Below are 20,693 nucleotides of genomic sequence, written 5' to 3'. Positions count from 1 at the left end.
CCATGAGCATCACGCAATTCAAAGACACGCTGAACGCCCACCTACCGGACTCGTCGCCCGTGGCCGTGCCGTTGGGCGAGCCCATTGCCGTGGCCTCGACCCTGAGCGTCGAGCGCAACGATGGCGTCGAAACCGGCATCTGGGAATGCACCCCAGGTGTCTGGCGTCGGCAGATCAAATCCCAGGAGTTTTGCCACTTTATCCAGGGCCGCTGCACCTTCACCCCTGACAACGGTGAAATCGTCCACATACAAGCCGGTGACGCACTGATGTTGCCGGCCAACAGCACCGGCATCTGGGACATCCAGGAAACCGTGCGCAAGACCTACGTATTGATCCTGTAACGCTTTGATCCTTGATCGCCTGCCATAAAAACAGCCCTAAAACCGCCAGGAAATCGAACCATGAAAGCCATTGCCCTGTTGCCCTTGATGTTGGTGGCCTCTATCAGCCAGGCCGCCGAGACGGTGAAAATCTACAACTGGTCGGACTACATTGCGCCGGACACCACCAAGAACTTCCAGAAAGAAACCGGCATTGGTTTCACCTACGACGTGTACGACAGCAACGAAACCCTCGACGGTAAGTTGATGACCGGTAAATCCGGCTACGACGTGGTGTTTCCGTCCAACCACTTCATGGCCCGGCAGATCCAGGGCGGTGCGTTGAAGAAGCTCGACAAGAGCCAGTTGCCCAACTGGAAGAACCTGAACCCGGTGCTGCTCAAGGCCCTGGAAAACAACGATCCGGGCAATGCCCATGGTTTCCCGTACCTGTGGGGCAGCACCGGCATCGGCTACAACATCGACAAGGTCAAGGCGGTGCTGGGCGACAATGCGCCGGTCGATTCCTGGGACCTGATCTTCAAGCCGGAGAACATGGCCAAGCTGCAAAAATGCGGCGTGGCCATTCTGGACAACGGCCCGGAACTGCTGCCGGCGGCGCTCAATTACCTGGGCCTACCGCACCACAGCAAGAAGCCTGAGGACTACAAGAAGGCTGAAGACTTGCTGATGAAAGTTCGCCCTTACGTCGCGTACTTCCACTCCTCGAAATACACCGCCGACCTGGCCAACGGCGATATCTGCGTGGCGGTGGGCTTCTCCGGCGACATCCTGCAGGCGGAAAGCCGTGCCAAGGAAGCTAACAACGGCGTGAACATCGGCTACAACATTCCCAAGGAAGGCGCCGCGATCTGGTTCGACATGGTCGCCATGCCTGCGGACGCCCCGGATGAAAAAGCCGGGTATGCCTTCATGAACTACCTGTTGCGCCCGGAAGTGATGGCCAGCATCACCAACTATGTGCATTACGCCAACGGCAACCAAGCCGCCGACAGTCTGGTGGAGCCCGCAATCAAGGCAGATACCAAGGTGTATCCGAGCCCGGAAATGATGGGCAAGTTGTTTGCGCTGGAGGCGATGCCATTGAATATCGACCGGGTGCGTACGCGGGTGTGGAACACCATTCGCACCGGTAAATAAACGTTACGCATCACTCATGTGGGAGCGGGCTTGCTCGCTCCCACATTTAAACCGAGTGCAACCTCGGGCTCAGGGGTGTTCCAAATCATGCCCCAACGACTGGATAAACAACGAAAACAACTCTGGCTGTGACGATATATCCAGCTTGGCGTACAGATGCCGACGGTGCACCTTCACCGTGTCCGGCGAGATATTCAGCCGCTCGGCCATGGCCTTGGACGAGAACCCGCGCAACACCAACCGGGCGATTTCCAGCTCGCGGTCCGACAGCACACCACAACCGAACTGGCTCAACGCGTCCCTGATCTGACTGTCCATCGCCGGCGCACGCTGGGTGCTTTGCTGCCAGTGTTGCTGCATCAACGGCAATACCCAGGCGGCCACGGTGGTCATCAGCCCGGTCTCATCAAAACTGAAACGCCGCTGCATGCCCAACGAAAGCGACAATGTCCCCGCGCCCGGCACTTGCAGGATGAATTGCACCTCGTCTTCCAGCACGTTGTCGTGGAAGTAGTTGAGGAAGTATTCGCTCTGGCGAAAATGATCCGGTGCCACTTCCTCCAGGCGGTACACGCCGCTGGCATAGCCCTCGCGACAGACCTGGAAAAACGGGTCGAGCAAATACAGGCCATTGAGATACACCAGCATCGACGCCGGTTTGCTGCTGGGCTGGGCGTCGTATTCTTCCAAGGCCTGGGGCGGGCCATCCACCGGGTAGAAGATCGCCAAGGCGTTATCGAACGGCAGGCACTGGTGCAGCAACAACACCAACTGTTTCCAGAAATGCTCGGTGCCGATGTGCGCAACGGTGCGGCCCAGGCCGGCGTGCATGCCGACTTCGCGAAACAGGCTCATGTGGCAGGCTCCCACCCGCAAAAGATCGGCCAAGGGTTCGGCTTTTGCCCGGTGGCGTCAAGGGGAGTACGCCAATAGGGGAATTGGCTGACATGAACACCCTGTTTAAGGTTGCCATCATTCAGCGGAAAACATATCCCGCGATATTCAGACGTTTCGTTTCTGCCTCACACCAAGAACAACGACAGAGGATAACGATATGAGCACTTCCCCCACGCCTGACGGCGTGCTGAAACCCACCTTGAGTGTCTTTGATGTGGTCGCTATCACCGTGTCAGCGGTGACGCCGGCCAGTTCCGTGTTTGTGATTGCGCCCTTTGCCATCCAGCAAGCCGGCAGTGGCGTGTTCCTGGCGTTTGTGATGGCAGGCTTACTCGCGCTGATGTTTGCCTTTTGCTACGCCGAGTTGGGCCGCGCCCACAACAGCGCCGGGGGCGAGTATGTGTACGCCAAGCGCGTGTTTGGCGGCATGGCCGGCTATGCGACGTTCCTGACCGTACTGGTGATGTTGCTGTTTATCCCGCCGGTGCTCGCCACAGGCGCGGCGACTTATCTGAATAACGCCTTGGGCACGAAGTTCGACTCCCAGACCGTCGCGCTGGTAATCGTGGTGTGCAGCTACGCCTTGGGCATTCTCAATATCAAGCTGAATGCCTGGATCACCGGCACCTGCCTGCTGCTGGAAGTGGCCGCGCTGCTGGTGATTGTGGTGATCGGCTTTAGCAACCCGGTGCAACCGGCCAGTGTGTTGTTCCAGCCGCAGATCGTCGAAAACGGCGTGCTGCACCTGGCGCCGTGGGCGCTGGTGATCGGCGCGGTGGGTATCGGTCTGTTTTCCTACAACGGCTATGGGCCGGCGGTGTTGCTGGCTGAGGACATGAAATGCGGCGGCAAAGGCGTGCACAAGGCCGTGCTGTGGTCCTTGGGACTGGTGGTGATCATCGAACTGGTGCCGATCACCGCGCTGTTGATCGGAGCGCCATCGCTGAGTGAGATGATCAGCAGCCCGGACCCTATCGGCTACCTGTTGACCAGCCATGGCAATGAAACCTTGTCGCGGCTGGTCAGCGCCGGGATCTTCCTGTCGGTGTTCAATGCGATTGTCGCGATCGTGATCCAGATCGGCCGCGTGGTGTTCAGCAGCGGACGCGACGCCCTGTGGACGCCGAGCATCAACAAACTGTTCACGCGTATTCATCCACGCTGGGATTCGCCCTGGTTGGCTACGCTGTTCCTGGCGATTCCTTCGGCGCTGTTGAGTTTCAGCTCCAACCTGGCCGACCTGACCTCGTTCAGCGTGTTGCTGATCATGCTGGTGTACCTGGTGGTGGCGCTGAGTGCGTTGATGAGCCGGGTGCTGCTGCGTGATCGCGAGCATCCCTATCGCATGCCGCTGTGGCCGCTGCCGGCGTTGGTCGCGGTACTCGGGGCGGGTTATCTGTTGGTCACCCTGGTGGCGGCGGCTTCGATCCGCGACATCATGATCATCATCGGTTTGCTGGCGCTGTCGGTGATTCTGTATTGCATCAGTGGACGGTTGAGTCCGGTCTTCCAGAAATTGTAAGGAGTGGTTATGCGCGCACGTCAATTGGGCATCACGTTGGGGCTGGGCACGCCCGGTGAATGGAACGCCATTACCGATGTGCCCGGTGTCCGGGTCGGGCACAGCACGATCAAGACGCTTATCGACGGCAAGCACGTGCGCACTGGCGTCAGCGTGATCCAACCCCGCGCCGGCGAAGCCCGCCAGCAACCGTGCTTCGCCGGCTATCACGTGCTCAATGGCAATGGTGACGCCACTGGGCTTGAGTGGATCAACGAGGCGGGGCTGTTGACCACGCCGTTGGCCATCACCAACACCCACAGCATCGGCATTGTGCGCGACAGCCTGATCGCCCTGGAGCGCGAGCGCCTGGCGGATCCGGCGGTGTACTGGTGCATGCCGGTGGTGATGGAAACCTATGACGGCCTGCTCAATGACATCTGGGGCCAGCATGTCGGCCCCGAGCATGTGCGCGAAGCCGTGGACAACGCCGAAACCGGCCCGGTGCAGGAGGGCGCGGTCGGCGGCGGCACCGGCATGATCTGCCATGAATTCAAAGGCGGTATCGGCACCGCCTCGCGGCGCTTGCCGGCGGAACAGGGCGGCTGGACTGTCGGCGTGCTGGTGCAGGCCAACCATGGCAAGCGCCAGGAGCTGCGGGTGGATGGCTACCCGGTGGGGCGCCAGTTGATGGAGATTGCGTCGCCCTTCGCCGAGCAAGGCACGCCGGGTATGGGCTCGATCGTGGTGATCCTGGCCACCGACGCGCCGCTGTTGCCGCACCAATGCCAGCGCCTGGCGCAGCGCGCGTCCATCGGCATCGCCCGCACTGGCGGCGGCACCGAAGATTCCAGCGGTGACCTGTTCCTGGCCTTTGCCACCGGTAACCAGGATCTGCCGCCAGCGGATTATGGACGCAAGGGCCTGCCGTTCAGCAGCGCCTTGCAGATGGTCAACAACGACCATATTTCGCCGCTGTTCAGCGCGGCGGCGGAGGCGGTGGAAGAGGCGATCATCAATGCGATCCTGGCCGGGGAGAGCATGCTCACTGATGAACGTGTGCTGGTGCCCGGACTGGAAGGTGAAACGCTGTTGGCGGTATTGCACAAGACAGGCTGGAGTGCGTCCCGGTAATAGGGGGCAACCTAAGTTATTAATACAAGTAGTGGCTGTTTAATGTTGCTAATGACACCCTGCCAATATATTGGATCCATTAAATGGCGGCGCCGCTCTACTTGAGCGGCGTTAGTGCTATTTAATATTTAAATATGAGCCAGCTGTTTTTTGTCGGACAAAACCACTGCCACCCAATAAACACGGCACAGGTCTTAACTAAGTTGTTGTTCGAGTGATTTAGAATGCTGGAAAAGATGTAGACGAAAGATTTCAAGTTGTGTCAGTTTTCTTACGCCTTCAAAAGAGGCGAGTGATAGGACGATCTCGCCCGCGAGGTGCCTATCGAACAAAGACTGATGCACTTGCAAACAAGGAAGTACGTTTATGTCAAAAGTAAAAGACAAGGCTATCGTGTCGGCGGCGCAAGCCAGCACCGCTTACTCGCAAATCGATAGCTTCAGCCATCTGTACGACCGTGGCGGCAACCTCACGGTCAACGGTAAACCTTCGTTCTCGGTGGATCAGGCAGCTGACCACCTGTTGCGCGAGAACGCGGCCTATCGTGACCTGGATGGCAACGGCAAGATTGATCTGACCTACACCTTCCTCACCTCGGCGTCCTCGGCAACCATGAACAAACATGGCATCACCGGGTTCAGCCAGTTCAACACCCAGCAGAAAGCACAGGCCGTATTGGCCATGCAATCCTGGGCGGATGTGGCCAATGTGACCTTCACCGAAAAAGCCTCGGGCGGTGACTTCCACATGACGTTTGGCAACTACAGCGGTGGCCAGGACGGCGCGGCCGCGTTTGCCTACCTGCCGGGCACCAACGACAAGTACCACGAAAGCGGCCTGGACGGCACCTCCTGGTACCTGACCAACAGCAGCTACACGCCGAACAAAACGCCGGACCTGAATAACTACGGCCGCCAGACCCTGACCCACGAAATCGGCCATACCCTGGGCCTGGACCACCCTGGCGATTACAACGCCGGGACCGGTAACCCTTCCTACAAAGACGCGGACTATGGACAGGACACGCGTGGCTACAGCGTTATGAGTTACTGGAGCGAGAGCAACACCAACCAGAACTTCAGCAAAGGCGGCGTCGAAGCCTACGCGTCCGGCCCGCTGATCGATGACATCGCGGCGATCCAGAAGCTCTACGGCGCCAACTACAACACCCGTGCCGGCGACACCACCTACGGCTTCAATTCCAACACCGGGCGTGATTTCCTCAGCGCCACCTCGAATGCCGACAAACTGGTGTTCTCGGTGTGGGACGGCGGTGGTAACGACACCCTGGACTTCTCCGGTTTCACCCAGAACCAGAAAATCAACCTCAATGAAGCGTCGTTCTCCGACGTTGGTGGCCTGGTGGGCAACGTGTCCATCGCCAAGGGCGTGACCATCGAAAACGCCTTCGGCGGCGCCGGCAATGACTTGATCATCGGCAATAACGCGGCCAACGTGATCAAGGGTGGGGCCGGCAACGACCTCATCTACGGTGGCGGCGGTGCGGACCAACTATGGGGCGGCGCGGGCAACGACACCTTTGTGTTCGGTGCCAGTTCCGATTCCAAGCCAGGCGCTGCGGACAAGATCTTTGACTTTACCTCGGGTTCGGACAAGATCGATTTGTCGGGCATCACCAAGGGCGCAGGCCTGACCTTCGTCAATGCCTTCACCGGACATGCCGGCGATGCTGTACTGACCTATGCCGCAGGCACCAACCTGGGCACCTTGGCAGTGGACTTCTCCGGGCACGGCGTGGCGGACTTCCTCGTCACCACCGTCGGCCAGGCAGCCATCAGCGACATCGTGGCGTAATGCACGGGCGCGGCGCTTCGGCGCCGCGCTTTAGCGATGGAGCGTGGAGATGCAGCGTTTATTCAAAGTGATCACCGGCGTGTTGCAGGTGATGTTCGTATCGGCAGGAGCCCACGTGATGGCGAGCAGTCTTGTATTACCCACCAGCGCCCAGTTGGCTGGCCACTGGCAATTGCACCAGCAGGATCAGATGTGCGCACTGGACCTGCTGGAACAGGCGAATGCCTTGGGCGGCGACGTCGCCTGCGCGGCGCAATGGCTCGGTGAAAAACCACTGACCTGGACGCCGACACCGGATGGCATCTGGCTGATGAATGCCGAAGGCAGCGGGATAACCCACCTCAACCGAGAGCAAGAGGGCGAATATAAAGGTCGCACGCCTACCGGCCTGGAAGTTGTATTGCAACGCACACCTTAGTTGTCGCTATAGGTTTATAACTGAATTTATTAGTTGACCGCTCCGTTGTTTGGGGTTGGGGAAACTATTGCGCGAAATTTGTTTCAGGGAAGATCAGAAGCCATGGCGAAGTCCCATGCCGTCGCGCCGTTACTCAGGGCGTTGGGTGAGTACAAAAGTATCTTGATCAGTGTTGGTTGTTTCACCGCATTGATTAACCTGCTGATGCTGGTGCCATCGATTTACATGCTGCAAGTGTATGACCGCGTGCTGTCCTCCCAGAATGAAACCACCCTGGTGATGTTGACGCTGATGGTCGTCGGCTTCTTTGCGTTTATTGGCACGCTTGAGGTGATCCGCAGCTTTATCGTGATCCGTATCGGCAGCCAGTTGGAGCGGCGTTTCAACCTGCGCGTGTACAAAGCCGCCTTCGAACGCAACTTGAAAAGCGGGCAGGGGCATGCCGGGCAATCCCTTGGCGATTTGACCCACATCCGCCAATTCATCACCGGGCCGGCGCTGTTCGCGTTTTTCGACGCGCCGTGGTTTCCCATCTACCTGTTTGTGATTTTCCTGTTCAACGTGTGGCTCGGCCTATTGGCCACCGCGGGCGCGGTGCTGTTGATCGGCCTCGCCTGCCTGAACGAATACCTGACCAAAAAGCCGTTGGGCGAGGCCAGTGGTTATTCCCAGCAATCCACGCAACTGGCCACCAGCCACTTGCACAATGCCGAGACCATCCAGGCCATGGGCATGCTCGGTGCGCTGCGCCAGCGCTGGTTTGCGGTGCATTCGCAGTTTCTCGGTTTACAAAACAAGGCCAGTGATACCGGCTCGGTGGTGACGTCTTTGAGCAAATCCCTGCGCCTGTGCCTGCAATCGCTGGTGCTGGGCCTGGGGGCGTTGCTGGTGATCAAGGGCGATATGACCGCCGGGATGATGATCGCCGGTTCCATCCTGATGGGCCGGGTGCTCAGCCCCATCGACCAGTTGATTGCGGTGTGGAAGCAATGGAGTTCGGCCAAGCTGGCGTACCAGCGGCTGGATGATTTGTTGCGTGAATTTGCGCAGGAAGTCGAGCAGATGAAGCTGCCGGCGCCCAAGGGCCAGGTCAGCTTCGAACAGGTCAGCGCAGGCCCGCCGGGGCGTCGGGTGGCGACCTTGCATCAAGTCAGCTTCAACCTCGGCGCGGGTGAAGTGCTCGGCGTTCTGGGTGCATCAGGCTCAGGCAAATCCACGCTGGCCCGTGTGCTGGTGGGCGTGTGGCCGACGCTGGCCGGGACGGTGCGCCTGGATGGCGCGGATATCCACCGCTGGGACCGCGATGACCTCGGCCCCCACATCGGCTATCTGCCCCAGGACATCGAACTGTTCAGCGGCAGCATTGCCGACAACATTGCGCGTTTTCGCCAGGCCGACCCTGAGCAGGTGGTGCAGGCCGCGCAGCAGGCGGGCGTGCATGAGCTGATCCTGCGCTTGCCGCAAGGCTACGACACGTTGCTGGGTGACAACGGCGGCGGCCTGTCCGGCGGCCAGAAACAACGGGTGGCGTTGGCCCGCGCCCTGTATGGCGGGCCGCGATTGATCGTGCTGGATGAGCCCAATTCCAATCTCGACACCGTCGGTGAAGCGGCCCTGGCCAGTGCCATCGTGCAGATGAAAGCCCAGGGCAGCACAGTGGTGCTGGTCACCCATCGCTCGTCGGCGCTGGCCCAGGCCGACAAATTGCTGGTGCTCAGCGAAGGGCATTTGCAGGCATTCGGCCCGAGCCAGGAAGTGCTTCGGGCGTTGTCCGGCCAGCAGGAGCCGCCCAAGGAGAAACCGGGCGTGAGTTTCAGTCGTCAGTACCAGGCCGGAAGGAATCCAGGCGCATGAGCAGCCTCACTGTTGAACCTCGCTTCAAAGAACACGACGCCAATTTCTTCGCCCGCATGGGCTGGCTGCTGACGGTGGTCGGCGCCGGTGGCTTCTTCTTGTGGGCCAGCCTGGCGCCCTTGGATCAGGGCATTCCGGTGCAGGGCACGGTGGTGGTGTCGGGCAAGCGCAAGGCGGTGCAAACCCTCAGCCCCGGTGTGGTCAGCCGAATCCTTGTGAAGGAGGGCGAGTTTGTGAAACAAGGCCAGCCGCTGTTTCGTCTCGACCAAACCCAGCACCAGGCCGACGTGCAATCCCTGCAAGCCCAGTACCGCATGGCTTGGGCCAGCGTGGCACGCTGGCAGAGCGAGCGCGACAACCAGGCCAGCATCCGCTTTCCGGCTGAACTGAGTGCCAATCCCGACCCGGCCCTGGCGCTGGTGCTGGAAGGCCAGCGGCAATTGTTCAGCAGCCGTCGTGAGGCCTTTGCCCGTGAGCAGGCGGGTATCCGTGCCAATATCGACGGCGCCACCGCGCAGTTAGGCGGCATGCGCCGCGCCCGCAGCGACCTGACCGCCCAGGCCCAGTCCCTGCGTGATCAACTGAGCAACTTGCAACCCTTGGCCGACAACGGCTACATCCCGCGCAACCGGCTGATGGACTACCAACGGCAATTGTCCCAGGTGCAGCAGGACCTGGCGCAGAACACCGGTGAAAGTGGCCGGGTCGAGCAGGGCATTCTTGAATCGCGGCTGAAACTGCAGCAGCACAGCGAGGAATACCAGAAGGAAGTGCGCAGCCAGTTGGCCGACGCGCAATTGCGCAGCCTGACCCTTGAACAGCAACTCACCTCCGCCGGGTTCGACCTGCAACACAGCGAAATCAACGCCCCGGCGGATGGCATTGCGGTCAATCTCAGCGTGCACACCGAAGGCGCCGTGGTCCGTGCCGGTGAAACCCTGCTGGAGATCGTGCCCCAGGACACGCGCTTGGAAGTGGAAGGGCGTTTGCCGGTGCATTTGGTCGACAAGGTCGGCACGCACTTGCCGGTCGATATCCTGTTCACCGCCTTCAACCAAAGCCGCACACCGCGTGTGCCGGGGGAGGTCAGCCTGATTTCCGCCGACCAGATGCTCGATGAAAAAACCGGCGCTGCCTACTACGTGCTGCGCACCACGGTCAGCGAAGCGGCGTTGGAAAAACTTCACGGGTTGGTGATCAAACCCGGCATGCCCGCCGAGATGTTCGTGCGCACCGGCGAGCGCTCGTTGCTCAATTACCTGTTCAAGCCGCTGCTCGACCGCGCCGGCTCTGCGTTGACCGAGGAATAGACATGAAGCACATGTTTATCGCCTTGCTGTTGACCAGCGCCAGTGCCCAGGCCGCCATGGGCCCGTTTGATGTGTACGAACAGGCTTTGCGCAACGATCCGGTGTTCCTCGGAGCGATCAAGGAGCGCGACGCCGGCCTGGAAAACCGCGCCATCGGCCGCGCCGGGCTGTTGCCGAAGCTCTCGTATAACTACAACAAGGGCCGCAACAATTCCCAGGCCACCCTGCCGGACGGGCGCGGAGGCAATTACCACGATGACCGCAACTACAACAGCTACGGCTCCACCTTCAGCCTGCAACAGCCGCTGTTCGACTACGAGGCCTACGCCAACTACCGCAAAGGCGTGGCCCAGGCGCTGTTTGCCGACGAAAGCTTTCGCGACAAGAGCCAGGCGCTGCTGGTGCGGGTGCTGACCTATTACACCCAGGCCTTGTTTGCCCAGGACCAGATCGACATCGCCCGCGCGAAGAAGAAGGCGTTCGAGCAGCAGTTCCAGCAGAACCAGCATTTGTTCCAACAAGGCGAGGGCACTCGCACCGACATCCTGGAAGCTGAATCACGCTATGAACTGGCCACCGCCGAAGAGATCCAGGCCCTGGATGAACAGGACGCGTCCTTGCGGGAGCTGGGCGCACTGATTGGCGTGCAAAGCGTCAACATCCACGACCTGGCCCCGCTGAATCAGGGCTTTGCCGCCTTCACCCTGACGCCGGCCAACTACGACACTTGGCATGAACTGGCGATCAGTAATAACCCTACGCTCGCCTCCCAGCGCCAGGCGTTGGAAGTGGCGCGTTATGAAGTGGAACGCAACCGCGCCGGGCACCTGCCCAAGGTCACGGCCTATGCCAGCTCGCGCCAGCAGGAATCCGACAGCGGCAACACCTACAACCAGCGCTATGACACCAACACCATCGGCGTCGAAGTCAGCCTGCCGCTGTATGCCGGTGGCGGTATCTCCGCGTCCACGCGCCAGGCCAGCCGCGCCATGGAGCAGGCCGAGTACGAACTGGAGGGCAAGACCCGCGAAACCCTGATCGAGCTGCGTCGGCAGTTCAGCGCCTGCCTGTCGGGGGTGAGCAAGCTGCGTGCGTATCAGAAGGCCTTGGTGTCGGCCGAAGCGCTGGTGGTGTCGACCCAGCAAAGCATCCTGGGGGGGGAGCGGGTCAACCTGGATGCGCTGAACGCCGAGCAGCAGCTCTACAGCACTCGCAGAGACCTGGCCCAGGCGCGGTACGACTACCTGATGGCCTGGACCAAATTGCATTACTACGCCGGCAACCTGCGCGATACCGACCTGGCCAAGGTGGATGAGGCGTTTGGGCGTTGATTTTGGGTGTTCACAACAATAAGAGAGGCACTGACATGGGTATCTTTGACTATAAAAACCTCGGCACCGAGGGCTCCAAGGCGTTGTTCGCCGATGCGATGGCGATCACGTTGTATTCCTATCACAACCTGGATAATGGCTTTGCCGTGGGTTACCAGCACAATGGCCTGGGGCTGGGCTTGCCGGCCACGTTGGTCGGCGCGTTGCTCGGCAGTACGGATTCCCAGGGCGTGATCCCCGGCATTCCCTGGAACCCGGATTCGGAAAAAGCCGCGCTGGACGCAGTGCAAAAGGCCGGTTGGACACCGATCAGCGCCAGCACCCTGGGCTACGGCGGCAAGGTCGATGCGCGGGGTACGTTTTTCGGTGAGAAGGCCGGCTACACCACGGCCCAGGTCGAGGTGTTGGGTAAGTACGATGACGCTGGAAAACTGCTGGAAATCGGCATCGGTTTTCGCGGCACCTCAGGGCCTCGTGAAACCTTGATCAGCGACTCCATCGGCGACCTGGTCAGTGACCTGCTGGCCGCACTGGGCCCCAAGGATTACGCGAAGAATTATGCCGGGGAGGCCTTTGGCGGTTTGCTCAAGAACGTTGCTGACTATGCCAGCGCCCACGGTTTGAGCGGCAAGGACGTGGTGGTCAGCGGCCACAGCCTGGGCGGGCTGGCCGTCAACAGCATGGCGGATCTGAGTAACAGCAAGTGGGCCGGCTTCTACAAGGATGCCAACTACGTGGCCTATGCGTCACCGACCCAAAGTGCCGGCGACAAGGTGCTGAATATTGGCTATGAAAACGACCCGGTGTTCCGTGCGCTGGAGGGCGCGTCCTTCAACCTGTCTTCCCTGGGCGTGCATGACAAGCCCCATGAGTCGACCACCGACAATATCGTCAGCTTCAACGACCACTACGCCTCGACGTTGTGGAATGTGCTGCCATTTTCCATTGTCAACTTGCCGACCTGGATCTCGCACCTGCCCACGGGTTATGGCGATGGCCTGACGCGGGTGCTGGAGTCAGGTTTCTACGAGCAGATGACCCATGATTCCACGGTGATTGTCGCCAACCTGTCGGACCCGGCGCGGGCCAATACGTGGGTGCAGGATCTCAACCGCAATGCCGAACCGCATAAAGGCAATACCTTCATCATTGGCAGCGACGGCAATGACCTGATCCAGGGCGGCAAGGGCGCGGATTTTATCGAGGGCGGCAAGGGCAATGACACGATCCGCGATAACAGCGGGCACAACACCTTTCTGTTCAGCGGACATTTCGGCCAGGACCGGGTGATTGGCTATCAATCGACGGACACGCTGGTGTTCAAGGATGTGCAGGGCAGTGTGGATTACCGTGAGCACGGTGGGGATACGGTGATCAGTGTGGGCGGGGATTCGGTGACGCTGGTTGGGGTTAGCGGATGGTCGGGGGAGGGTGTTGTCATCGTCTGACAGACACATGTGGGGGCCAGGCCCCCACATGATTGCTCAATCAGTCTTCCTTGCGCACGGTGGCCACATCGTCGGCCTTGACCCGTACACGCTTGCCGGCGATGTCGGTGAATTCGTAGAAACCGTCGGCGGTCTTGGTTTTCGGGGTGTCCTTGGTCAAATACTGCGTGCCGTTTTGCAGCGTCACTACGGTCTGCGTCGCGCAACCGGCCAATACCAGAAAAGTGAGTGCAACCAGTGGCAGACCCAAATTCTTCATGTTCATAACCCTTACCTTTAACCTTGAAAAGTCCCACGCCAGAGGCGCGGGCCACAAATGTTACGCCATCGGCTCACCCATCTGATCACTTTTGTATGAAAAGTTGCAGGCGCCATTTATCTATTAGCCATTGCAACCTGGCCTTGGCGACGGCACTCTGTATGCATAACCAGTATTTGATCGCTGCGCACCATGGCCAATCCCCTCGAAAACCCGCTCTATTACCTGCATAACTTCCGCCAAGTCCTGCATTGGCTGGGGCAACGCTATGCGGATCTGCTCGATGCGGACGAACAGCATTTCATTCAGCAATTTGACAGGTTGCCGCAGCCCTCCCAGGCGCTTTTAGTACGCATGGTGATGCGCAAGGGTGTGCATTTTCGCGCGGGCAAACTCAATTATCTGGAGATCGGCTGCACACACGCCGCTGCTGCGCCATTGCTCGAGTTGGGCTGGGTCGACGATCAATCCCTGCTGGCGTTTGAAGCGCTGTTCGGCTTGCTGCAAAAAGGCGAGGTGCTCGGTGCGTTCAAGCCCTGGATCGACCAGCCCAGGGGCAAGAAGTCCGATTGGTTGGAAGGGCTGGCGGCGCAATTTACCGACAGCCGCAGTTTTTCTGGCTGGTGCCCCGACCTTGCCGACACCCTGTACAGCCTCACCGTCATGGAGTTGTGCGATCGCCTGCGCCTGATGTTCTTCGGCAACCTGCATCAGGATTGGTCGGAATTCGTGCTGGCCGACCTGGGCATCTACACCTACGAAAAAGTCGAATTCTGCGCAGAATCTCGTGGGCTGCGCAGCCGGGATGATGTGCAGGGGTTTCTGTTCCTGCACCAGTGTCAGCAGGCTTTTGAGACCGGTGAAGCGCTGGAGGAGGTACTTGCCAGGGTCGCAACCTTGAGTACCGACAACCCGTGGCTGGAAAAACGTCGGGCCAAGTTGTTGTTCCAGGTCGGTCAATATTGCGAGCGCATTGCCGAGTTGGCGTTGGCGGAACAGATTTACCGCGCCTGTACCTATCCTGGTGCTCGCTCACGACTGATTCGCGTGCTGGAGCGCCAGGAGGACTACGGCCAAGCGATGGCCCTGGCAACTGCCGCCCAACAGGCCCCGGAGAGCGCCGCCGAACAGCAGCACTTACTGCGTGTGGTGCCACGCCTGCGCCGCAAGCTGGGTGAACCTGCGCTGCCCAAAACGAAGCCGCGTCCGGTCACCCGGCTGGACCTGGCCCTTGCACTGCCCGAGCCGCTGATGTCGGTGGAGTATTGCGTGCAGGCCCACCTGAGCGAGCCCGATGGGCCGGTGCACTACGTTGAAAACGGGCTGATCAATTCACTGTTTGGCCTGTTGTGCTGGGACGTGATCTTTACGCCGCTGCCGGGCTCATTTTTCCACCCGTTCCAACGCGGGCCAGCGGACCTGCACAGCGAAGACTTCCACCAGCGTCGTGCACCGCTGTTCGCCGCGTGTTTCGAGCAATTGCAGGACGAACGCTACAAAGCCACCATTCGCCAGCGTTACCTCGGCAAGTGGGGGATCCAGTCACCTTTCGTGTTCTGGAACCTGCTCAGTGAAGACCTGCTGGAACAGGCCCTGGCCTGCCTGCCCGCCGAACACCTGCGCTACTGGTTTGAACGGCTGCTGCTGGACATCCGCGCCAACCGCGCCGGCATGCCCGACCTGATCCAGTTCTGGCCAGCGCAAAAAACCTACCGCATGATCGAGGTCAAGGGGCCCGGCGATCGCCTGCAGGACAACCAGTTGCGCTGGCTGGAATTCTGCGGCGAATACCAGATGCCGGTGACGGTCTGTTATGTGCGTTGGGCAGAGTCCGCTTGAGCTACAACGTTGCCGTGCGTGCGCTGTGTGAGTTCACGGCCAAGGTCGGTGACCTGGACCTGCGCTTTACACCGTCACCCAGTGCCCAGGAAGGCATTGTCGGCCACCGCACCGTCGCCTCGCGGCGCAGCGCGCACTACCAGAATGAAGTGGCGCTTGAGGGCGAGTACCAGCAGCTCAAGGTGCGGGGCAGGGCAGACGGCTACGACCCTGACGCGAACCGCCTGGAAGAAGTGAAGACCTATCGCGGCGACCTCGACGCCCAGCCGGCCAACCACCGGCAATTGCACTGGGCCCAGGTCAAAGTGTATGGCTGGCTGATGTGCCAGAAGCTCAACCTCTCGGAAATCGACCTGGCGCTGGTCTACTTCGACATCGTCGGCGAAGGCGAGACGCTGCTCAACCAACGCTTTCAAGCCGCCGAGCTGGAACCCTTCTTCAACCAGCAATGTGCGCTGTTCCTCGGTTGGGCTGAGCAGGAGATGGCACACCGCGAAGCGCGCAACAGCGCCGCGCAAACCCTGGCGTTTCCCCATGCCGGTTTCCGTCCTGGCCAGCGTTCGCTTGCCGAATCGGTGTTCAAGGCGGTCAGCACCGGCCGTTGCCTGATGGCCCAGGCACCGACCGGTATCGGCAAGACCATCGGTACGATTTTCCCCTTGATCAAGGCCCTGGCGCCCCAGCAACTGGACAAGCTGTTCTTTCTCACCGCCAAGACGCCCGGCCGCAAACTGGCCCTGGATGCCGCCCAGGTGCTGCATGCCAGCAGCCCGGAGCTGCCACTGCGTGTGCTGGAGCTGGTGGCGCGGGACAAAGCCTGCGAACACCTGGACAAGGCCTGTCATGGCGATTCTTGCCCTTTGGCCAAGGGTTTCTACGACCGTTTGCCCGCCGCACGTATCGCCGCCGCCAAGGTGCGCCTGCTCGATCAGCGCAACCTGCGCGACGTGGCCCTGGCCCATGACGTCTGCCCCTATTACCTGAGCCAGGAAATGGCGCGCTGGGCCGACCTGGTGGTCGCCGACTACAACTATTACTTCGATTTTGGCGCCATGTTGTTCGGCCTGGCCCAGCTCAACCAGTGGCGCGCAGCCGTGCTGGTGGACGAGGCACACAATCTGGTCGAGCGCGCCCGCTCGATGTACAGCGCCAGCCTCGACCAGTACCACCTCAAGACCCTGCGCGACACAGCCCCCGAGCCCTTGAAGAAGCCCTTGCAGCGCCTCAACCGTGAGTGGAACGCGCTGCATAAAGACCAACTTGCGCCGTACCAGGCCTACAGCGTCCGCCCCGAGAAACTGCTGCAGGCCCTGAGCCTGTGCGCGAGCGCCATGGGCGAATACTTCAACGATCACCCCGAATCCCTCAGCGGCGACCTGCAAAATTTCTATTTCGAGGTGCTGCAATTCGGCAAGGTCGCCGAGCTGTTCAACGAACACTTCATTTTCGACATCAGCAAGCGCCAGCTCGGCGGCAAACGCAGCAGCTCGACCCTGTGCCTGCGCAACGTGGTGCCTGCCGAGTTCATCCGCCCACGGTTGACGGCGGCCCGCAGCAGCGTGTTGTTTTCCGCGACCCTGAGCCCCCGTCATTACTACGCGGATTTGCTGGGCCTGCCCGCTGATACGGCATGGATCGATGTGGAGTCGCCGTTCAAGGCCGAGCAGTTGCAGGTGCATATCGTCGATGCAATCTCCACGCGCTTCGTGCATCGCGGGGCCTCGCTGGAGCCTATCGTTGCGTTGATCGCTCGCCAGTACCTGCAACAGCCGGGCAACTACCTGGCGTTTTTCTCGAGTTTTGATTATCTGCAGCAGGTGGCGCAGTTACTGGCCGAGCGGCATCCGGAGATCGCGCTTTGGCAACAGTCACGCGGCATGGCCGAGGGCAAGCGCCAAGCCTTTCTGGACCAATTCACCGAGCACAGCCAGGGCATCGGGTTTGCTGTGCTGGGCGGCGCGTTCGGCGAGGGCATTGACTTGCCCGGAACCCGTTTGATCGGCGCATTCATTGCCACACTTGGCCTGCCCCAGTTGAACCCGGTCAACGAACAGATGAAGTTGCGCATGGGTGCGATCTTCGGCGCGGGCTACGACTACACCTACCTGTACCCCGGCATCCAGAAAGTCGTGCAGGCGGCAGGCCGGGTGATCCGCAGCCAGCAGGACCAGGGTGTGGTGATGCTGATCGATGACCGATTTGGCGAGGCACGGGTACGTCAATTGCTGCCGCGCTGGTGGGCGGTGGCTTGAGTCATTCCTGCCATCAATGATGCTGGTGGCTTCAGCCGCCATGGTCCACGCTGGGGAAAACCTTCAAATAGGTCATGCCCATGCGCCAGCACCTCATAAGCGTCAACGGTATTGAGTTAAGCGTTCATAGTGCGGGCCCCGAACAGGGTGCGCCGATCTGGTTGCTTCACGGTTTCCCTGAGTGCTGGCACTCCTGGCGCGGACAGATTCCCGCACTGGCAGCGGCGGGTTATCGCGTATTTGCCCCGCAAATGCGTGGTTATGGCCAGACAAGTTCGCCCAGTGAAATTGCCGACTATGACCTGTTGACCCTATGCGGCGATATCCAGCAAGCCATGGACCATTTTGGCCATACGCAGGTGGTGATGGCCGGCCATGACTGGGGCGCTGTGGTGGCGTGGCACCTGGCGTTGCTTGAGCCTGAGCGTGTCACACACTTGATCACGATGTCCGTGCCATTCGCTGGACGTGCCCGTCGGCCGGTGATCGAAATCATGCGCGAGTTGTACGCCGAGCGCTTCAACTACATCCTGTACTTCCAGGCGCCGGGCGTTGCCGAGCAGGAGTTGAATGCTGATATCGAACGGACTTTGCGCCTGTTCATGCAGGACCAGGATGTGTTTCTACAGCGCAAGCCAGCCAGCGCCACCTTGCTCAAAGGCGTGTCGGCGCCCGGTGCATTGCCGCAATGGTGTTCCCGGGCGGATCTGGACGTCTATGTGAACACCTTCGCCGAGCACGGTTTTCGTGGCCCGCTGAACTGGTATCGCAACTTCGAACGCAACTGGCAACGCACCGAGTCCCTCGCTGGGCAGAAAGTGCTGCAACCCACACTGTTCCTGATCGGCGATCGCGATCCGGTCGGGGTCTTCGAGGCCCACACGCTCAAGCGCATGCCGGATTCAGTGCCGCAGCTTGAGCAGCACGTGCTGGCCAACTGTGGTCACTGGATCCAGAACGAACAAGCCCAACAGGTCAACGCGCTGATGCTCGGCTTTCTAGGGAAAACGTAAAGGTTGCCCCTCGACCCGGTTGATCGACCAGGCGAATGCTGCGCCCATGCAATTGCAGGATGCGGTGCACGATGCGCAGGCCCAGGCCACCGTCGCGACGGGCACCGCCAATGGTAAACGCGCGCAGGAACAAGCCTTCGCGCAACTCGGCGTCGATGCCTGGGCCGCTGTCGCTGACGGTGATGGCGACAGCATTGGGTTCCGGCGACAACGTCACCTCGATTTCGCCGTTCACCGGTGTATGGCGCAGGGCGTTATCCAGCAGGTTGGTCAGCACCCGCTCAATCAGGCCCAGGTCCGCCAACACCGTGGGCACTTGCGGTGGAAGGGTCGCAGTGAGCGTAATGCCGCGCGCTTCGGCCGTGAGCTCGAATTTCTGGAAGATGTCCTGCACCAAATCAGGTAATGAAAACCCTTCGATCACCGGTTGTACGAAACCATGCTCCAGACGCACCAGCTCCAGCAATGATTGGGCCAGACCGCCAACCTTGCGGCTCTGGTCCAGGGCAATGCCGAGGTAACGGCGGCGTTCTTCGGGGCTGAGGCTGGCATCCTTGAGCGACAGGGTTTCCAGGTAACCATGCAGCGAGGCCAACGGCGTACGCAGGTCGTGGGAGATGTTCGCGACCATTTCGCGACGTTCCTGGTCCTGATGGGTGATGGCGCGCCATTGTTCGCCCAGGCGGTTTTCCATCTGCACGAAGGCGTGGTCAAGCACGGCAATTTCATCGCCGCTGGTGAGTTCCGGCGCAGCGGTTTCAGCCGCTTTCGGTGCGCCATTGATGTCGAACCGGCCGACTTTTTCGGTCAACTGGCGCAGCGGTCGGGTGATCCACGCGAACGCAATCAGGCCGGCCAACAAGCAGAGCAGGGCGACCAGGCCGATGGACCACAGCGCGATCTTCAACGCCATGCCGGTGGCATCCTTGGCGTCATACACATCGTGGGCTTCACCCAGCAGCACCACATACAGGAAACCGGTCTGCTGACCGCCCGCCATGAGGGGGGCCGCGCTGAACACTTTGCGCCCATCAAGGCTGCGCGGGTCATCGCCGAGGATCGGCAGCATGAACCCGGCGAGGAAGCGCCGGATGGGCGCCAGGTCTACCCGATCACGCAGCAAGTGACCACTGGGCGCGGCGTTGCCGACCACGCGGCCGTCGATGTCGAGCAGGTACACCTCGACACTCGGGTTGACCAGCATCAACTGGCTGAACAGGTTGCGCACGGCGTCGGGCTTGAGGCCATCGGCGTCCATCAGTTGTGTGTCGCGGGCAATGTGCGCCGCCAGGTCGCGGGACAGGCCTTGCACCACCTCCAGCTCATGCATGCGGTTGGAGCGCACCTGCAACCAGGCCGAGGTGCCGCTGCAGACCAGCAGCAATACGGCGAACACCACCGACAGGCGCTGGGTCAGGGTCAGTTTCATGGTGGGCTCTCGGCAAACTTGTAGCCACGACCCCACACCGTAAGGATGCGCGCCGGGTTGGCGGGGTCGTCTTCGACCTTGGCGCGCAGGCGGTTGATATGGGTGTTCACCGTGTGTTCATAACCCTCATGGCTGTAGCCCCACACCGCATTGAGCAAGTCCATGCGTGAGAACACCTTGCCCGGCTGGCGGGCGAAGAAGTACAGCAGGTCGAATTCCCGTGGGGTGAGGTCCAGGCGCTGTCCTTGCAGGGTGGCGTCACGGGTCAGCGGGTTGATGAACAGTTGGCCCAGATCAAGGCTGCCGGCGTCCATCTTCAGGTTACGCGCCATGGCGTCGACCCGGCGTAACAGCGCCTTTACGCGAGCAACCAGTTCCGGCATGGAAAAGGGTTTAGCGAGGTAGTCATCTGCGCCCAGCTCCAGGCCGAGGATGCGGTGCAATTCGCTGGAGCGCGCGCTGGTGATGATGATCGGTGTGTAGCGCGTCATGGCACGGGCGCGGCGGCAGATCTCCAGGCCGTCGACGCCGGGCAGCATCAGGTCGAGGATCAGCGCGTCCCAGCCGCCTTGCTCCAGCAGACGCAGGCCTTCGGTGCCGTCGGCGCTGTGCACCACCTGGAATTGTTCATCACGCAGGTGCAGGCAGATCAGGTCGGCGATATGGGCATCGTCCTCGACCACCAGGACACGTTTTGGCTGATCCATGT

At 60.6% G+C, this 20,693-nt stretch carries 17 protein-coding genes; 13 read left to right on the top strand and 4 right to left on the bottom strand.

All coding sequences use genetic code 11. The features are described from left to right. The first annotated feature begins 2 nt into the window (after positions 1-2). Entirely contained in the window at positions 3-344 is a 342-nt protein-coding gene (locus ACP7EW_RS23535) for a cupin domain-containing protein (protein WP_016975816.1), read from the top strand. Between the two features lie 60 nt (positions 345-404). Then, positions 405-1,484 (top strand): polyamine ABC transporter substrate-binding protein, encoded by a 1,080-nt coding sequence (locus tag ACP7EW_RS23530; protein ID WP_033902147.1) that lies wholly within the window; start codon positions 405-407, stop codon positions 1,482-1,484. A gap of 69 nt (positions 1,485-1,553) precedes the next feature. On the opposite strand, the gene ACP7EW_RS23525 is transcribed toward ACP7EW_RS23530, so the two are convergent. Then, entirely contained in the window at positions 1,554-2,339 is a 786-nt protein-coding gene (locus ACP7EW_RS23525) for a response regulator transcription factor (protein WP_426220125.1), read from the bottom strand. Positions 2,340-2,538: 199 nt separating this feature from the next. On the opposite strand from ACP7EW_RS23525, the gene ACP7EW_RS23520 reads away from it, so the two are divergent. The 8 genes from ACP7EW_RS23520 to ACP7EW_RS23485 all read left to right on the top strand — a co-directional run bounded on the left by ACP7EW_RS23520 (position 2,539) and on the right by ACP7EW_RS23485 (position 13,192). Then, positions 2,539-3,903 carry an APC family permease gene (locus ACP7EW_RS23520; protein ID WP_426220123.1) on the top strand — a complete coding sequence of 455 codons (1,365 nt, stop codon included), beginning with the start codon at positions 2,539-2,541 and terminating at the stop codon, positions 3,901-3,903. 9 nt (positions 3,904-3,912) lie between these two features. Continuing rightward, entirely contained in the window at positions 3,913-5,016 is a 1,104-nt protein-coding gene (locus ACP7EW_RS23515; RefSeq protein ID WP_426220121.1) for a P1 family peptidase, read from the top strand. A 366-nt stretch (positions 5,017-5,382) separates the two neighbouring features. Next, positions 5,383-6,831, top strand: coding sequence for a serralysin family metalloprotease (locus tag ACP7EW_RS23510; protein ID WP_426220119.1), 1,449 nt, complete (start codon positions 5,383-5,385; stop codon positions 6,829-6,831). A gap of 49 nt (positions 6,832-6,880) precedes the next feature. After that, positions 6,881-7,249, top strand: coding sequence for an AprI/Inh family metalloprotease inhibitor (locus ACP7EW_RS23505; protein ID WP_426220117.1), 369 nt, complete (start codon positions 6,881-6,883; stop codon positions 7,247-7,249). A 102-nt stretch (positions 7,250-7,351) separates the two neighbouring features. Beyond that, positions 7,352-9,103, top strand: coding sequence for a type I secretion system permease/ATPase (locus tag ACP7EW_RS23500; RefSeq protein WP_426220115.1), 1,752 nt, complete (start codon positions 7,352-7,354; stop codon positions 9,101-9,103). Continuing rightward, complete coding sequence (locus ACP7EW_RS23495; protein WP_269130549.1) at positions 9,100-10,413, top strand: HlyD family type I secretion periplasmic adaptor subunit; 1,314 nt, start codon at positions 9,100-9,102, stop codon at positions 10,411-10,413. Before ACP7EW_RS23500 ends, ACP7EW_RS23495 begins: the two co-directional genes overlap by 4 nt. Before the next feature lie 2 nt (positions 10,414-10,415). After that, positions 10,416-11,744 (top strand): TolC family outer membrane protein, encoded by a 1,329-nt coding sequence (locus ACP7EW_RS23490; protein ID WP_426220113.1) that lies wholly within the window; start codon positions 10,416-10,418, stop codon positions 11,742-11,744. A 35-nt stretch (positions 11,745-11,779) separates the two neighbouring features. Then, positions 11,780-13,192 (top strand): polyurethane esterase, encoded by a 1,413-nt coding sequence (locus ACP7EW_RS23485; protein ID WP_426220111.1) that lies wholly within the window; start codon positions 11,780-11,782, stop codon positions 13,190-13,192. A 40-nt stretch (positions 13,193-13,232) separates the two neighbouring features. Here the strand turns inward: ACP7EW_RS23485 and ACP7EW_RS23480 are convergent, their stop codons facing one another. Further along, positions 13,233-13,457, bottom strand: coding sequence for a YgdI/YgdR family lipoprotein (locus ACP7EW_RS23480; RefSeq protein WP_033902158.1), 225 nt, complete (start codon positions 13,455-13,457; stop codon positions 13,233-13,235). Between the two features lie 186 nt (positions 13,458-13,643). Between ACP7EW_RS23480 and ACP7EW_RS23475 the strand changes: the two genes are divergently transcribed. The 3 genes from ACP7EW_RS23475 (at position 13,644) to ACP7EW_RS23465 (ending at position 18,555) form a co-directional block, all read left to right on the top strand. Further along, the gene (locus ACP7EW_RS23475) at positions 13,644-15,290 is read left to right on the top strand and encodes a VRR-NUC domain-containing protein (protein WP_426220109.1); all 1,647 of its coding nucleotides are present in this window, start codon (positions 13,644-13,646) and stop codon (positions 15,288-15,290) included. After that, complete coding sequence (locus ACP7EW_RS23470) at positions 15,287-17,542, top strand: ATP-dependent DNA helicase (RefSeq protein ID WP_426220107.1); 2,256 nt, start codon at positions 15,287-15,289, stop codon at positions 17,540-17,542. The genes ACP7EW_RS23475 and ACP7EW_RS23470 overlap by 4 nt, the downstream gene beginning before the upstream one ends. An 80-nt stretch (positions 17,543-17,622) precedes the next feature. Then, positions 17,623-18,555 (top strand): alpha/beta fold hydrolase, encoded by a 933-nt coding sequence (locus tag ACP7EW_RS23465; RefSeq protein ID WP_426220105.1) that lies wholly within the window; start codon positions 17,623-17,625, stop codon positions 18,553-18,555. Here the strand turns inward: ACP7EW_RS23465 and ACP7EW_RS23460 are convergent. Beyond that, positions 18,518-19,984 (bottom strand): ATP-binding protein, encoded by a 1,467-nt coding sequence (locus ACP7EW_RS23460; RefSeq protein ID WP_426220103.1) that lies wholly within the window; start codon positions 19,982-19,984, stop codon positions 18,518-18,520. The genes ACP7EW_RS23465 and ACP7EW_RS23460 overlap by 38 nt on opposite strands. Beyond that, positions 19,981-20,691 carry a response regulator transcription factor gene (locus tag ACP7EW_RS23455; RefSeq protein ID WP_033902163.1) on the bottom strand — a complete coding sequence of 237 codons (711 nt, stop codon included), beginning with the start codon at positions 20,689-20,691 and terminating at the stop codon, positions 19,981-19,983. The genes ACP7EW_RS23460 and ACP7EW_RS23455 overlap by 4 nt, the downstream gene beginning before the upstream one ends. Positions 20,692-20,693: the final 2 nt, after the last annotated feature.

Source organism: Pseudomonas sp. DWRC2-2 (assembly GCF_049897885.1).
GTDB classification, from domain to species: Bacteria; Pseudomonadota; Gammaproteobacteria; order Pseudomonadales; family Pseudomonadaceae; genus Aquipseudomonas; species Aquipseudomonas azotoformans_A.
Note: the sequence above shows the minus strand (reverse complement) of the source record. Positions and strands in the feature narration are given on the sequence as shown.

Bases quoted from the DNA above. Each gene is read 5' to 3' on its own strand.
- ACP7EW_RS23535 (WP_016975816.1), top strand. From the start codon at position 3: ATGAGCATCACGCAATTCAAAGACACGCTGAACGCCCACCTACCGGAC.
- ACP7EW_RS23530 (WP_033902147.1), top strand. From the start codon at position 405: ATGAAAGCCATTGCCCTGTTGCCCTTGATGTTGGTGGCCTCTATCAGC.
- ACP7EW_RS23525 (WP_426220125.1), bottom strand. From the start codon at position 2,339: ATGAGCCTGTTTCGCGAAGTCGGCATGCACGCCGGCCTGGGCCGCACC.
- ACP7EW_RS23520 (WP_426220123.1), top strand. From the start codon at position 2,539: ATGAGCACTTCCCCCACGCCTGACGGCGTGCTGAAACCCACCTTGAGT.
- ACP7EW_RS23515 (WP_426220121.1), top strand. From the start codon at position 3,913: ATGCGCGCACGTCAATTGGGCATCACGTTGGGGCTGGGCACGCCCGGT.
- ACP7EW_RS23510 (WP_426220119.1), top strand. From the start codon at position 5,383: ATGTCAAAAGTAAAAGACAAGGCTATCGTGTCGGCGGCGCAAGCCAGC.
- ACP7EW_RS23505 (WP_426220117.1), top strand. From the start codon at position 6,881: ATGCAGCGTTTATTCAAAGTGATCACCGGCGTGTTGCAGGTGATGTTC.
- ACP7EW_RS23500 (WP_426220115.1), top strand. From the start codon at position 7,352: ATGGCGAAGTCCCATGCCGTCGCGCCGTTACTCAGGGCGTTGGGTGAG.
- ACP7EW_RS23495 (WP_269130549.1), top strand. From the start codon at position 9,100: ATGAGCAGCCTCACTGTTGAACCTCGCTTCAAAGAACACGACGCCAAT.
- ACP7EW_RS23490 (WP_426220113.1), top strand. From the start codon at position 10,416: ATGAAGCACATGTTTATCGCCTTGCTGTTGACCAGCGCCAGTGCCCAG.
- ACP7EW_RS23485 (WP_426220111.1), top strand. From the start codon at position 11,780: ATGGGTATCTTTGACTATAAAAACCTCGGCACCGAGGGCTCCAAGGCG.
- ACP7EW_RS23480 (WP_033902158.1), bottom strand. From the start codon at position 13,457: ATGAACATGAAGAATTTGGGTCTGCCACTGGTTGCACTCACTTTTCTG.
- ACP7EW_RS23475 (WP_426220109.1), top strand. From the start codon at position 13,644: ATGGCCAATCCCCTCGAAAACCCGCTCTATTACCTGCATAACTTCCGC.
- ACP7EW_RS23465 (WP_426220105.1), top strand. From the start codon at position 17,623: ATGCGCCAGCACCTCATAAGCGTCAACGGTATTGAGTTAAGCGTTCAT.
- ACP7EW_RS23460 (WP_426220103.1), bottom strand. From the start codon at position 19,984: ATGAAACTGACCCTGACCCAGCGCCTGTCGGTGGTGTTCGCCGTATTG.
- ACP7EW_RS23455 (WP_033902163.1), bottom strand. From the start codon at position 20,691: ATGGATCAGCCAAAACGTGTCCTGGTGGTCGAGGACGATGCCCATATC.